The following is a 13,659-nucleotide window of genomic DNA, read 5'->3' as shown; positions in this document are numbered from 1 at the left end:
CTAAGGACGAGAACTCGCGGTACCACCTTAGTTCATGAAGACTGATTCATGCGCTTAATGCTTTAACGCAGCAATACGTGATCTGCTTATCACAGACCCATCTCCCTAGCGAGTTCAATGGATGACTTTACTTATTCACACCAGCCATAAGTTCTCTTAAAAAGCATGACCATCTACTACTCTAGTTCCTTGACTTTTATATACTTACACACCTTATCATAATTTCCCATTATTTGCAAGAAGTATCATCTCATTTTAAGGATGCGGGATGGATTGAGCTTGATAATATAAAGAATACTAAATAGCGTAGAGAAACAAACTAATAAGAAAGAACCAATCCACAATATCAACATAATAAGAGGTTGGAATGTAAGATGCATAGGAAAGTCTGTAATCTGTGGGATGATTTGATTCATTATCTTCATAATACCAAGTAATATGAGAGATGCTGTCACATAGCTATAAGAATGAAGAATCAAACATTGATAGAAAGACATCTTGAAAATATGTTTCTTCTTTTCACCATAGGCCTTCATGATGGCATGATCCTTCTTTAAATGCATCGCATGAAGAATCATGATTTCCATAATCATAAATATAGAAGAAAGTATTGTGAGAATAGAGAATACCACTAGAACCATCTGGATTCTATTCATATTCTGATTAAAAGTTTTTTGAGTTGATTCCCCCATTGCTTTAAACTCATATTCAGGATAATTCTTTTTTAAAGAATCTATAATGGATTTATCTTCCTTATATTTCAACATACCATATCTTGCAGTCGGTGTTTGATTAAAGATGGACTCTATCCAATGATAATTTGCATATTCATACATATAGAAAGCATCATAATTATAGGTTTGTGGAGAAATACCAACTATCTTTACTTCTTTTCCCTTTATCTTTAATTGATGCTTATAATAGATTGTCCAAGTTGTATTAAGTAATGTATTGACCTTATTCTTTTGTGCAAGCTTTCTTGCAGTAGAAAGAGGTACCGCGATTTCATCATTATTTTGTGGAGCTCTACCATATATATAATGAGTGGTATAGGACGAGTCATCTGATATAAATAATACGTCATTCTTTTGATAACGTTGACTATTATGAGAGATTCCCATGAGATCATAATCATCAAGATTTAAATAATGATAGGATGCTTCATTGAAATGAGTTAAAGATAAAGGATCATCATTACGTAATTTATAAGTAATAGACTTTTGTGGAATCAACGAAGAAAGATATTGATAAATAGTATTACGAAAAGAGAATGTAAAGGTAAATGTCATCATCAAACATAATAATGCGATAGATAGAGAAAATGACATCTGAAAAAATCTTTTACGACTACTTAAGAATGATTGGATAGTTAATTTAAGTATAGGAAAATGTCGTGGCTTATTATTGGTATGGTTCTCTCGAGGATAACTTTCTGTCTTTTTAATAAGTGTATCCTTTATAATACATCCATCCTTCATCTCTATAATACGATCACTATATTGTTTTACTGATGCTTCATCATGGGATACAAATAATATAAGAGAAGAATGTGAACGCTGCTTCAATATCTTTAATACTCTCTCTGCATTATCTGGATCAAGTGAAGCTGTTGGTTCATCACAAAGAATAATATCTGGATCATAATAAAGTGCACGCTCTATCGCTGTACGTTGTCTTTGTCCTAAGGAAAGATCATTAACTGAAGTATTCTTAAATTGTTTAGTCAATGTTTCATCCAGTATGTAGGATGATTTATGAAAGTAGTCATAGAGACGTATATTATTATTAATAGAAAGCCAAGGTATAAGATGAAAATCCTGAAAAATGATAGAAACTTTCTTATTCTTCTCATATATCACTTCTCCTGAGTAATCATGATCAAGTCCAGCAATAATATGAAGTAAAGTACTTTTTCCACATCCACTTGGCCCAACAAGTGATACAAATCCTGTATCAGGAAGAGTACAAGTAATGTTTTCTAAGACATGTTCATGTAGATAACGCTTGTTGATTGATTTAAGTTGAATCATATTATTCCTCCCTGAGTAATGAGACTATACTTTCTTTCTTAATACGAATAAACGGTGCAGATGCAGAAAGTATGAGTATAAGAAGATAGAGAAAATAGAAAATAATATAGAAATAATAAGGAGATGCAAGACAGGTAAAATGGAAATAACTCTTAAAGGATGTGAGCGGGAGAATAGTAAGAATAACAATAAACATCACTATGCTGATAAAGTAAATAAATGTGCCTATAATAAGTATTTCTATCTTTGATTCACGCTGTAATTGTTTATAAGATGCACCCATAGAAATTTTCAAAGCAAGAGAACGGCTTCTTTCTAAATATAAAGAAGAGAAGACTGTTTTTGTAAGTTCTATTGCCACAAATAAGCTGATCATCATATAAACTAACGCAATCATACGACCAATAGAAATAAGTGTTCCATAACTCATCTTCTTCATATATACATCATTATCTACTTCATAGTTCTTTTCATAACGTTTAATAAGTGTTTCGGGAGCCTTTGTGACTACATCTATTTTGTCATCTCTTAATAAATCTGGATATGTCTTATCTATATCATGATGGAAACAAACCAATTGATCCTGATAGAAATTATCTTCTATTACTCCCACTACTTTATATGTTTCATCTTCTAATAGATGACATGTGAACTGTGATTTGAGTTTATGAGATAAATTATGAGTAATAATGACTTCATTTGTATGATGAGGAAAACGACCTGAAAGCAGCTTGATATGATTTTTCTTAGCAGGTAGACGAATCAACAAGGCATTAACTCCTTTGATATACCCACTTTCTATATCAAAATGTTTTGTTCCTTTTTCTTTTAAAGACAATGGTTCTCCATCATGACTGGATATAGTTACAATATCTTTAAGTGGTGCTTCCGTGTAAGATTTTTCTATAGAGGTAGAAAGACCATTTAAACCACTTATAATCACTAGAGATGTTACAATGACTAATATCTGAAAAAGTGAGAGTAATGCGAGTCTCTTTCTTTCTCCCAATACTTCTTTAAAACTATAACGCATAGAGAAGTGTCTCTTATGTCGAGGAATAAGAACTTCTTTATTTATATGATTGTCTTTAATTGTATGTAATGTCTGGTTCTTCATCTCTATGAGTACATCGACATATTCATCTAATAGGGATGTATCATGAGAAACAACAATGACTAAACGATCTTCAGATACTTCCTTTAAGAGTGTCATAACCTCTTTTGCCTGTTTATAATGAAGGGCACCTGTAGGTTCATCACATAAAAGTACAGGTGCATCCTTTAACAAGGCACGGGCAATAGATACACGTTTCATCTGTCCAATAGAAAGTTCATCAGGATATCTTTTCATAAGCTTTTCTATTTTTAAGCGTCTAATAATCTTATCCATCTTTTTCTTATCAAAATCAATCTGTCCAAAATAACATCCAGCCATGATATTCTCTTCTACTGTATAAGAAGGAATAAGATCATTATTCTGTTTAATAAAGCCTATCATCTTACTAAATTTTTTATCTATTACTTCATGATTAAAAGTAATTGTGCCATTATATTGCAGTAATCCACATAAACAATATAGAAGTGTATACTTTCCACATCCTGAAGGTCCTTTGATTCCTACTAAACCAGTATCTGGAAATATATAATTCACATGATCCAATATACAAATATCATAACTCACAGTTAAGTCTTTAAGTTCTAGCATATTTTTCCCTCCATTTTATGTTATAATGAGCCAGGTGATATAAAATGAATCCTTTTACATATTCTTTAGATAACAAGCGTTATCATACATACAACTATTTTTTAAAAACGAGATATCATAAAAAAGTCGCAAAAGTCTCTTTAGATGCCCATTTTACTTGTCCTAATAGAGATGGGACAAAAGGCTTTGGAGGCTGTATATTCTGTTCTGAGAAAGGTTCTGGCGACTTTATTCTAGATAGTGATTCTCTTTTAGAACAGTTTAAAGCAGGTGCTGAAGTAATGAAAAGAAAGTGGCCTGAAGCTGTCTTTATTCCCTACTTCCAGGCATATACAAATACCTATGCTTCTTTAGATCAGTTAAAGAAGATCTATGAACCATTTATTGGTATGAAGGATGTTGTTGGTATTGCGATTGCGACACGTGCAGACTGCCTCACTGAAGAAATATGTGCTTATTTAGAAGAATTAGATAGAAAAACGGATGTCTATATAGAATTAGGCTTACAGACTATTCATGACAATACCGCAAAAGAAATCAATCGTTGTCATACTTATCAGGAATTCTTAGATGGACTCTCTATGTTAAGAAGACATCATTTAGAAGTCTGTGTGCATATTATTAATGGTTTACCTAACGAAACAATAGAGATGATGTTGGAGACTGCAAAAGCGGTAGGAAAACTAGATATTCAAGGTATTAAGATTCACAATCTCTATGTCACACAAAATAGTCGTCTATATAAGCTCTATTATCCTTTTAAGATGTTAGAAAGAGATGAATATATTTCTTTAGTTGCAAGACAATTAGAATATATTCCAAGTCATGTAGTCATAGAAAGACTGACTGGAGATGCACCATTAGAAGAATTAGTAGCTCCTTTATGGTCTATCAAAAAAACAACAATTCTAAATGATATCGACAAGTATATGAAAGCTCAGGATATTATGCAGGGAGATCTTGTGTCCCTCAAATAATATATACGAAAGAAAAGAAAGAATTTCTTAAGGACATAAAAAAAATCTGGCCAAAAGCCAGATTTCTTTTATTATTCTTCTGTTTCAAGAAGACCGTATCCACCATCTCTACGTTTATAGACAACACATACTGTATTAGTTTCGATGTCTTTATAAACGAAGAATGAATGACCAATGAGTTCCATCTGCATGATAGCTTCTTCCATGTCCATTGGTTTTGGATTAATTGTCTTTGTCTTAACGACAACGTCTTCTTCTTCAGGTTCTTCAAGAGCTTCTAAAGTGTTAATGTTGAAAGCGAGTTTATTATTCTTTGACTTTCTACTTAACTTTGTCTTGTACTTTCTGATCTGTCTTTCTAGCTTATCGATAACTAAATCGATTGCTTCATAAAGATCATCACTTGTTTCTTCTGCACGAAGAAGAACATACTCTGTAGGAATTGTAACTTCAATTTTCTGACCAAATGGGTAAGTTCTAATTAAAACCTTAGCCTCCACATCTTGTCCCATGATGAAGTACTTGTCGAGCAATGCTAACTTTTTAGTAATTTTATCCTCGATAGCATCTGTAATTGTAACGTTTTTACCTCTGACAATAACTTTCATAATTAATTCCTCCTTTACAATTCTTTCTATATCTATATTATACATAAAAAAAACTAAAAAAACACTCTTGACATAAAATATAAAAAAAGAAGACGTTAATGTCTTCTTAAGCTAAGTATTTCTTTAAGTCTTCTACTTTATTTAATTTTTCCCATGGGAATTCAACATCAGTACGGCCAAAGTGTCCATAAGCAGCTGTTGGGCCATAGATTGGATTTAATAAATCTAATGTATTGATGATACCCTGAGGAGTTAAATCAAATTCTTTCTTGATTGCATCTAAGATGACTTCATCAGCTACCTTACCAGTTCCATAAGTATCAACATGCACACTTGTAGGATCCTTTACACCAATTGCATAAGATAACTGGATTTCAATACGATCACATAATCCTGCTGCAACAATGTTCTTAGCGATATAACGAGTGATATAAGCTGCACTTCTATCTACCTTTGATGGGTCTTTACCAGAGAATGCACCTCCACCATGTCTAGCCATTCCTCCATAAGTATCAACGATGATCTTACGTCCAGTTAAACCAGTATCACCATGAGGGCCTCCAATAACGAATCTTCCTGTTGGATTAATGAATACCTTGTAGTCTTCATTCATATGATGCTTTCTTACAACTTCTTTCATGATCTTTTCTTTAATAAAAGTCTTGAATTCTTCTTCATTGAAATCTGGATCATGCTGGATTGACATAAGGATTGTATCAACCTTAGGATTATTTTCATCTGTATAATCAATAGTAACCTGTGATTTCATATCAGGTCTTGCATGCTTGAATGTACCATTATGTCTTAATTCACTTGCATAACGTACTAATTCATGAGCCATAGAGATTGGTAAAGGCATATATGTTTCAGTTTCATTTGTTGCATAACCAAACATGATACCCTGGTCACCTGCACCACCTACTTCTACATTTGTACCTAAGGCGATATCACTAGACTGTGTATCCATGACTACCTTGATTTCACAAGTATCTGCATCAATACCTAAATCTTCAGCAGTATAGCCGATTCTTCTCATTACATCACGTGCCACTGCTTCATAATCTACTTTTGCATTCGTTGTAATTTCTCCACCGATGACTAATAAATTAGTTGTAGCAAAACATTCACAAGCTACACGTGAATATTTGTCCTGTCTTAAGCATTCATCTAAGATTGCATCACTGATCTGATCACAAAGCTTATCTGGATGTCCTTCTGATACAGATTCTGATGTAAATAAGTTCTTTTCCATTTTCTTCTTTTCCTCCTGTAATAAAAAAGCTCTCCTCAAAGAGGAAAGCGTAGTAATCTGCTTCCTCTTATTGTTCAAGTAATACTTGCTTGGTCAAGGCACCTTCTATGTAAGGGTTGCCACCACTTTAAAACGATCCTCATCTGTGTGGTTCTTAATAAGAGTATAAAAATATTTAATTAAATTGCCTGTACTTCAATAACGCCTGGGACTTCTTCTATTAAAATCTGTTCAACACCATCTTTAATAGTAGAATCTAGCATCATGCATCCTGCACATGCACCAAGCATATGTACATAAACGATGCCGTCTTTGAAATCAACGAATTCTAAGTCTCCACCATCTCTTTGTAGATAGGGTCTCAACTTATGAATGACTTCCTTAATGGCTTCAATCTTTTCTTCCATGATTTCACCTCGCTTCTGCTTGACCATTATAACACACAAAATAAAAAAGAAAAGTGATATACCCTATAGAATCACTAAAAAACATACTTATTTATTAGACAATTTTGATAGATTGCACATTTTTAAGCATAATTCACTGCTTTTTATAGTAAATAGGCTTTCTTACAAGACATAGCAAAAGAACCCCTAAGGGTTCTTCAATGTTATTCATCGCCCATATTCTTAATATAATTCAATACAAAATGAATGACATAGAGTATGACAATCATCCATCCAACAGACACAAGAACATATTTGCATACTGCAATATCCCATTCCCCAGGTTCAAAATAATAGTTACTTACAATAGTTGGTAATTGTGTGAGTATATAGAGTAATGCAGCAACCAATATATATAATATTTTTTTCTTCATATAATCCCCCCCATCATCGTGTTAGTATATACTAACTATACCACACTCATCTTTTTTGTAAAGTATATCATATTAAATACAAATTACTTATCTTTTTCACATTAAAGAATTATTATTATCTATTCTTTTATCACTATTATAATTATGCTATAATGCAGTTGATTGGAGGCGTGCAATGGAACATCAAGTTCATGTAGGTGACATTGTTGATGTGACCATTACTGGTATTCAACCATATGGTGCATTTGCTTTATTGCCTGATGGAAGCAGCGGATTAATCCATATATCAGAAATATCTGATGGATTTGTTCGTGACGTAAATCAATTTGTCTTTTATGGAGAACAGGTTAAGGTAAAAGTCATTGATATAGATAACGTCCATCACCAGGCAAGGCTTTCTTTAAAAGCAGTCGCGAAAAAGAGACGTTTTCGCAAAAGAAAGTCAATCGTGGAAACACCTAAGGGTTTTAATCCACTAAGAGAAATGATGCCTCGATGGATCAGTCGAGGAATCGCAAAGGAGGAAGATGTATGATCAACGTTGATTTAAGTAAAGCTAAATTAACAGAAAGCATGGAATCATATAAGGACAGAGTCGCAGAAGTTCATGATATGATCCACAACAAAACAGGAGCAGGTAACGACTTTCTAGGATGGGTTGACTTACCTACTAACTACAACAAAACTGAAGTAGAAAACATTAAGAAAAAAGCTACAGAATTATCTGAAGAAATTGATGTTTTATTAGTTTGTGGTATCGGTGGTTCTTATTTAGGCGCAAGAGCTGCTATTGAAGCAATCAATGGTCTTTACCCAACAAACAAGGTTCAGATCATCTATATTGGTAATACATTCTCTGCTACTTATTTAGCACAGGTTAAGAACTATGTAAAAGATAAAGAATTCGGTATTAATGTAATTTCTAAGTCTGGTACAACTACTGAAACTTCAGTTGCTTTCAGAATCTTCAAAGAATTACTTGAAGAAACTAAGGGTAAAGAAGTAGCTCAGAGAAGAATTGTTGCTACTACAGATGCTCATAAGGGTGCATTAAAGACTTTAGCTGACCAGGAAGGTTATACAGAATTCGTAGTTCCTGATGATATCGGTGGACGTTATTCTGTATTAACTGCAGTAGGTTTATTCCCTATCGCAATGGCTGGTATCGATGTTGATGCAATGTTAAAGGGTGCTAAAGATGCCCAGGATAAATATAACAATCCAGATCTACTTACAAACGATGCTTATCAGTATGGTGTTGCAAGACAGATGTTATTAAAGGCTGGTTACCCAGCTGAAATGTTTGTAACTTATAACTTACAGTTACAGCAGACTGCTGAATGGTGGAAACAGTTATTTGGTGAATCTGAAGGTAAAGAAGGAAAAGGTATCTTACCTACAAGTGGTACTTTCTCAACTGACCTTCATTCATTAGGACAGTTCATCCAGGAAGGTTCTAAGGTTTTATTCGAAACTGTATTAAAGATCAAAGAACCTCAGATGAACTTAGAAATCCCTAGTGATGCAGAAAACTTAGATGGTTTAAACTATTTAGCTGGTAAGACAGTTGATTATGTTAACCAGAAAGCATGTGAAGGTACTATTGATGCCCATGTAAATGTTGGTAACGTACCTAACATCCAGATCACTCTTGATCATGTTGATGCATATAGCTTCGGTTATATGGTATACTTCTTCGAAAAGGCTTGTGCAATGAGCGTTTACCTATTAGGTGTTAACCCATTCAACCAGCCAGGTGTTGAAGTTTATAAGAAGAATATGTTCAAGCTTTTAGGTAAGCCTGGATATTAATAAGAAATCCCGCAATCGCGGGATTTTTTTATACAATGTGATGAGTTTGTAAGAAATTGTGATGTTTTTCACAAAGTATAGTAGATAATCTCTTTTTAATCAGTATAATGAAAATTAGATAATGTTTAAAAAGATAGTAGTGAAGCAGAAGAAATTTTTCTTCTGTTTTCATTTTACTAGAAAGGAGGAAAACATGAAGAACATTACTATTATGGGTGGCGGTGTCTTGGGATCACAGATTGCATTCCAGGCAGCATATTGTGGTTTTGATGTAACAATCTGGTTAAGAAGTGAAGGCAGTATTGGACGTACACAGCCTAAGCTTGATTCTATCAAGCAGTCTTATATTGATGCAATTAATCTTATGGATATTGATAAATCTATCAATACATGGTGTATGGGTATTGCAGGCTATGATGATTTTGATAAAGAGAACTGCCTAGAGAAGGTAGAACGTGCTTATTCTACAATCAAGCTAGAACTTGATATGAAAACAGCAGTTAAAGATGCTGATTTAGTCATTGAATCAATGACAGAAAATATGGAAGCTAAGAAGGATGTCTATACAAAGATGGCTCCCCTACTTCCTGATAAGACAATTCTAGTGACTAATTCTTCTACTATGCTTCCTAGTAAATTAGCTAAGTTTACTGGTAGACCTGATAAGTTCCTTGCCTTACACTTCGCAAATACGATTTGGAAGAATAATATGACAGAAGTTATGATGCAGAATAAAACAAATAAAGCATATTTTGATGAAATCATGAAGTTTGCGAAAGAGATTAGAATGATTCCATTACCTGTCAATAAAGAAAAGTCTGGTTACCTACTCAATTCTATGTTGATTCCATTATTATTTTCAGGTATGGATTTAATGGTCAATGGTATCTCTGATCCAGAAAGTATCGATAAAGCATGGACTTTAGGTACTGGTGCACCTAAAGGACCGTTCCAGATTCTTGATACAGTAGGATTAAAGACTGCTTATGAGATTGTGGGTATGTATGTAAAGATTCCTGGCTTCTTAGCCCCTTATAATTTCAAAGGTATGCATAAGATGTTGAAGTCTTATATTGATCAAGGAAAATTAGGATATAGTACTGGTGAAGGATTCTATAAGTACAAAAAATAGCGCATGGTGACATGCGTTTTTCTATGTGTAATTTATCGAATAAAGTGCTGCACCTAATGTGACCGAATGATAAACAGATGAAACACAAAAACCACCCTGAAAAATACTTTTTTCAGGGTGGTTCAGTATGTGACGTCTCAAATTGTTAAGAAACAAAGAATTAAATTAAATCGAATAGGACATGTAGTAAAAACTTTTACTAGATTTGTCTAGCTGCAATAAATCCTTCTCGAACTGCATCATAAATTTGACGCACTTTCTTACTATCTCCTACGTTATAAACTTCAATATCTGTATTTTCTTCTAGCTGATTAGCTAAATCATACTGAGGAATGAATCCTGCCGCAATAACAACATTATCAACAGCAACTTTATTTTCATTACCCCATCTATCAGTTAAAGTAATTTCCTTATCATCAACCGCAACTAAACGTTTGCCAGTCATGATTTTGATATCTGATTGGGCAATAGTAATACTATAAGCCTGACAAGAAGAACCAGGATTAGCTAAGAATCTATCTGCCATTTCTACAACAGTAACATTTTTTCCTTCTCCATTCAATTCTAGCGCAGTTTCAGCTCCTGTAATTCCTCCGCCAATTACTGCAACATTTTTACCTTCAACCTTTTTAGATCCATTCAAGTAATCATTTGCATAAACGACTGTACTTCTATCACTACCAGGAACATCTAGTGTTCTTGTTTTTCCGCCTACTGCAATAACAACAGCATCAAATCCACCATTAACAAGCATATCATAGTTTGCTTCTTCTTTAACTACAGTAATGTTAGGATCATTAGTAATATGATCTTCATAGTAATGAATTAAACGTCTAATATTTGCTTTGTTATCAGGTTTACTAGCTTCTACCATGGCGCCACCAAAACTTCTTTTTTCAAAAATAGTGACTTTATGTCCACGTAAAGAAGCAGTTAATGCAGCTTCACATCCTGCTGGACCAGCACCTACAACTGCAACATTTTTCTTAACTTCAGCCTCAACGACAGGTTTACATTCAAATCTATATAAAGTTGGATTTACTGTACAATGAATTGGTGTATGGCCTAGCATACCTTTATCAATACAACCAATCATACAGTTGATACATGGTTTAATATCTCTTGCTTTTCCTTCTTTAGCCTTTTTAGCCCATGCTGGATCTGCTAATTGAGAACGGCCTAAAGCAACAAAATCACCATTTCCTTCTGCTAACATCTTTTCAGCTTCTTCAGGAGAGAAAATATTATGTCCAATGAATACTGGAATATGAACAGCATCTTTAATCATTCTTACATGTTCAGCATTAAATGCATTTGGTAATAAGAATTGTCTAGATGCTGTTGCATGTGTTCCACCCATTATATTTAAATGAGATACTCCTTCTTTTTCTAATGCTTTAGCAACTTCGACTGTTTCTTCAATACGAATTCCATCTGGTTCCCAGTCATCAGTACTCAATTTAACACCAATAGGGAAATCTGCTCCACATTTTTGTTTCATATTTCTTACAATTTCCAACAATAATCTCATACGATTATGCAAGCTTCCACCATACATATCAGTACGCTTATTATCATGTGGTGATAAGAAATTTGTTGGAATACAACCAGCAGCACCATGAATTTCAATAACTTCAAATCCTGCTTTTTTTGCTCTTAAAGCAGCATCACCAAATTTTTCTACTAAATCATGAATTTCTTCAATAGTTAATGCTCTAGGTAATTTAAATCCCATTTCATACCATGGTTCATAAGTAATAGGTGAGTCTCCAATAACATCAGCACTACCTACAAATCCTGCATCTCTACCAGGATGAGCCAACTGTAAGCCAGGTGTAGCTCCATGTTCTTTTACAGTTTCTGCTAATAAAGTCAATCCAGCAATAAATTCATCTTTATCGGCTCTTAAACCACAAGATGTCATTGGCACAGGCACAGCATTATCCATAAAAATAAGCCCTGCACCACCATCAGCAGCTTGTGCATAAGCTTTAATTTGTCTATCAGTGACTGTTCCATCAGGATTTCCTAAATAAGTTCCCATAGAATTACGTACAATTCTATTTTTAATAACAACATTTCCAATTTTTCCTTTTTCAAATAGATGAGGATAATATTTGTTTTTCATACTTTAGCTCCTTACATTCTTTATAATTTCTATAAAAAATGATATAATTATGGTAAATTATTAACAAGCAACAAAGCAATCAAAAGTGTTGCATATGCAACTTTATAATGATAACGGTTGCATAGGAAAGAAAAAAAATGGGCGAAGACTTAAGAACTATAAAAACACAACAAAATATCCAATCACATTTTCTTAAATTATTAGAAACATATAATTTTAAAGATATTACCATTAAATCATTAATTAATGAATGTAAAATCAACCGTTCTACTTTTTATAGAAATTATGAAGATAAATATGATTTAATTTATAAAATAACAGAAGAACTTATTACAAAATTCAAAAAAAATATTAATGCTCAATTTATTATTCTTGATTTCAAAAAAGAGAATAACTTTAAGCCATATTTCATCCCATTATTAGATTACTTCAATAAACATAAAGATATTTTTATAATACTATATAATAATGAATTACCTATAAATATATTTGATGAGATGCTTTCAATTTACAGCCAATATTTATTAGATGAACTTATTTGCCATTATCATATAAAAGATTCTAAAATCAAAATTGCTAATTATTTTACAATACTTATTGCGTCTAATATCTTAACTGCCATAAAATGGTGGCATTTAGAAAGCCCACAAACATCAAAAGAAGAAATGTTACAAATTATTACTATTACTATCACTAAAGGTATTCTGCCTAGTTTACATTCTCAATTTATATAAATATTTTACACTTCAGTCCACTAAAATTAATTATCTTCCAAAATGTAAATCAGGATAGCTCACGGAATGTATTTTTATTTTGGGTCTTTATTATAACTGGAGGGGATATAAATCCTTTCCAGTTTTTTAAGTTCCTATGACGACAAGTTATTTTACAACCTAAGAAAGAGGATCCACATATGAATTTGAGTAATAGAAAGGAGATAGCTTTCGCTATCTCTTGCACTCCTTCAGCATTGACACGGATCCCGTTTTTTATGCATAAAAAAAATCAATCCAAAGATTGACTTAATAAGAAATTGGAGCGGGTGATGGGAATCGAACCCACGTAGTCAGCTTGGAAGGCTGAAGTTCTACCATTGAACTACACCCGCATAGGATGGTGACTCGCAGGGGATTTGAACCCCTGACCCTCTGATTAAAAGTCAGATGCTCTGCCATCTGAGCTAGCGAGTCAAAAA

At 33.2% G+C, this 13,659-nt stretch carries 12 protein-coding genes, 2 tRNA genes and 1 other annotated feature (1 of these 15 running past the window's edge); of the genes, 5 read left to right on the top strand and 9 right to left on the bottom strand.

Annotation, left to right across the window (positions count from 1 at the left end; genetic code table 11):
• Positions 1-199 (bottom strand) — a binding site (T-box leader); it reaches 1 nt to the left of the window's first position.
• Between the two features lie 46 nt (positions 200-245).
• Together DW269_RS02370 and DW269_RS02365 are read right to left on the bottom strand one after the other, a co-directional pair.
• A complete protein-coding gene (locus DW269_RS02370) occupies positions 246-2,030 on the bottom strand; it encodes an ATP-binding cassette domain-containing protein (protein ID WP_117458388.1) in 1,785 nt (594 codons plus the stop codon).
• 1 nt (position 2,031) lies between these two features.
• Positions 2,032-3,735, bottom strand: a complete 1,704-nt coding sequence (locus tag DW269_RS02365) for an ATP-binding cassette domain-containing protein (protein ID WP_117458387.1) — start codon at positions 3,733-3,735, stop codon at positions 2,032-2,034.
• A gap of 44 nt (positions 3,736-3,779) precedes the next feature.
• Here DW269_RS02365 and DW269_RS02360 point away from each other — a divergent pair, with 44 nt between their 5' ends.
• Positions 3,780-4,712, top strand: a complete 933-nt coding sequence (locus DW269_RS02360; RefSeq protein ID WP_117458386.1) for a TIGR01212 family radical SAM protein — start codon at positions 3,780-3,782, stop codon at positions 4,710-4,712.
• A 71-nt stretch (positions 4,713-4,783) separates the two neighbouring features.
• On the opposite strand, the gene hpf is transcribed toward DW269_RS02360, so the two are convergent.
• From hpf to DW269_RS02340, 4 genes are all read right to left on the bottom strand, one after another.
• Complete coding sequence (gene hpf, locus DW269_RS02355; protein WP_022425302.1) at positions 4,784-5,320, bottom strand: ribosome hibernation-promoting factor, HPF/YfiA family; 537 nt, start codon at positions 5,318-5,320, stop codon at positions 4,784-4,786.
• A gap of 106 nt (positions 5,321-5,426) precedes the next feature.
• The gene (metK, locus tag DW269_RS02350) at positions 5,427-6,572 is read right to left on the bottom strand and encodes a methionine adenosyltransferase (RefSeq protein ID WP_117458385.1); all 1,146 of its coding nucleotides are present in this window, start codon (positions 6,570-6,572) and stop codon (positions 5,427-5,429) included.
• 179 nt (positions 6,573-6,751) lie between these two features.
• On the bottom strand, positions 6,752-6,979 hold the full coding sequence (locus tag DW269_RS02345) for a NifU family protein (protein WP_040390072.1): 228 nt from the start codon (positions 6,977-6,979) through the stop codon (positions 6,752-6,754).
• Positions 6,980-7,182: 203 nt separating this feature from the next.
• Positions 7,183-7,392, bottom strand: coding sequence for a hypothetical protein (locus DW269_RS02340; RefSeq protein ID WP_117458384.1), 210 nt, complete (start codon positions 7,390-7,392; stop codon positions 7,183-7,185).
• A 175-nt stretch (positions 7,393-7,567) separates the two neighbouring features.
• Between DW269_RS02340 and DW269_RS02335 the strand changes: the two genes are divergently transcribed.
• The 3 genes from DW269_RS02335 to DW269_RS02325 all read left to right on the top strand — a co-directional run bounded on the left by DW269_RS02335 (position 7,568) and on the right by DW269_RS02325 (position 10,336).
• On the top strand, positions 7,568-7,927 hold the full coding sequence (locus tag DW269_RS02335) for a CvfD/Ygs/GSP13 family RNA-binding post-transcriptional regulator (RefSeq protein ID WP_006506415.1): 360 nt from the start codon (positions 7,568-7,570) through the stop codon (positions 7,925-7,927).
• Positions 7,924-9,204, top strand: a complete 1,281-nt coding sequence (locus DW269_RS02330; RefSeq protein WP_117458383.1) for a glucose-6-phosphate isomerase — start codon at positions 7,924-7,926, stop codon at positions 9,202-9,204. Before DW269_RS02335 ends, DW269_RS02330 begins: the two co-directional genes overlap by 4 nt.
• Positions 9,205-9,397: 193 nt before the next feature.
• Positions 9,398-10,336, top strand: a complete 939-nt coding sequence (locus DW269_RS02325) for a 3-hydroxyacyl-CoA dehydrogenase (protein ID WP_117458382.1) — start codon at positions 9,398-9,400, stop codon at positions 10,334-10,336.
• Between the two features lie 199 nt (positions 10,337-10,535).
• Here DW269_RS02325 and DW269_RS02320 read toward each other — a convergent pair whose 3' ends face one another.
• Positions 10,536-12,464, bottom strand: a complete 1,929-nt coding sequence (locus DW269_RS02320) for an NAD(P)/FAD-dependent oxidoreductase (RefSeq protein ID WP_117458381.1) — start codon at positions 12,462-12,464, stop codon at positions 10,536-10,538.
• A 137-nt stretch (positions 12,465-12,601) separates the two neighbouring features.
• Between DW269_RS02320 and DW269_RS02315 the strand changes: the two genes are divergently transcribed.
• Positions 12,602-13,198 (top strand): TetR/AcrR family transcriptional regulator, encoded by a 597-nt coding sequence (locus tag DW269_RS02315; RefSeq protein WP_117458380.1) that lies wholly within the window; start codon positions 12,602-12,604, stop codon positions 13,196-13,198.
• Between the two features lie 300 nt (positions 13,199-13,498).
• Here the strand turns inward: DW269_RS02315 and DW269_RS02310 are convergent.
• Together DW269_RS02310 and DW269_RS02305 are read right to left on the bottom strand one after the other, a co-directional pair.
• Positions 13,499-13,572 (bottom strand) — tRNA-Gly (locus tag DW269_RS02310).
• A gap of 6 nt (positions 13,573-13,578) precedes the next feature.
• A tRNA-Lys gene (locus tag DW269_RS02305) sits at positions 13,579-13,654 on the bottom strand.
• Positions 13,655-13,659 lie beyond the last annotated feature (5 nt).

Source organism: Catenibacterium sp. AM22-6LB, assembly GCF_003435615.1.
GTDB lineage: Bacteria > Bacillota_I > Bacilli_A > Erysipelotrichales > Coprobacillaceae > Catenibacterium > Catenibacterium mitsuoka_A.
This window is presented reverse-complemented; position numbering and strand designations above follow the sequence as displayed.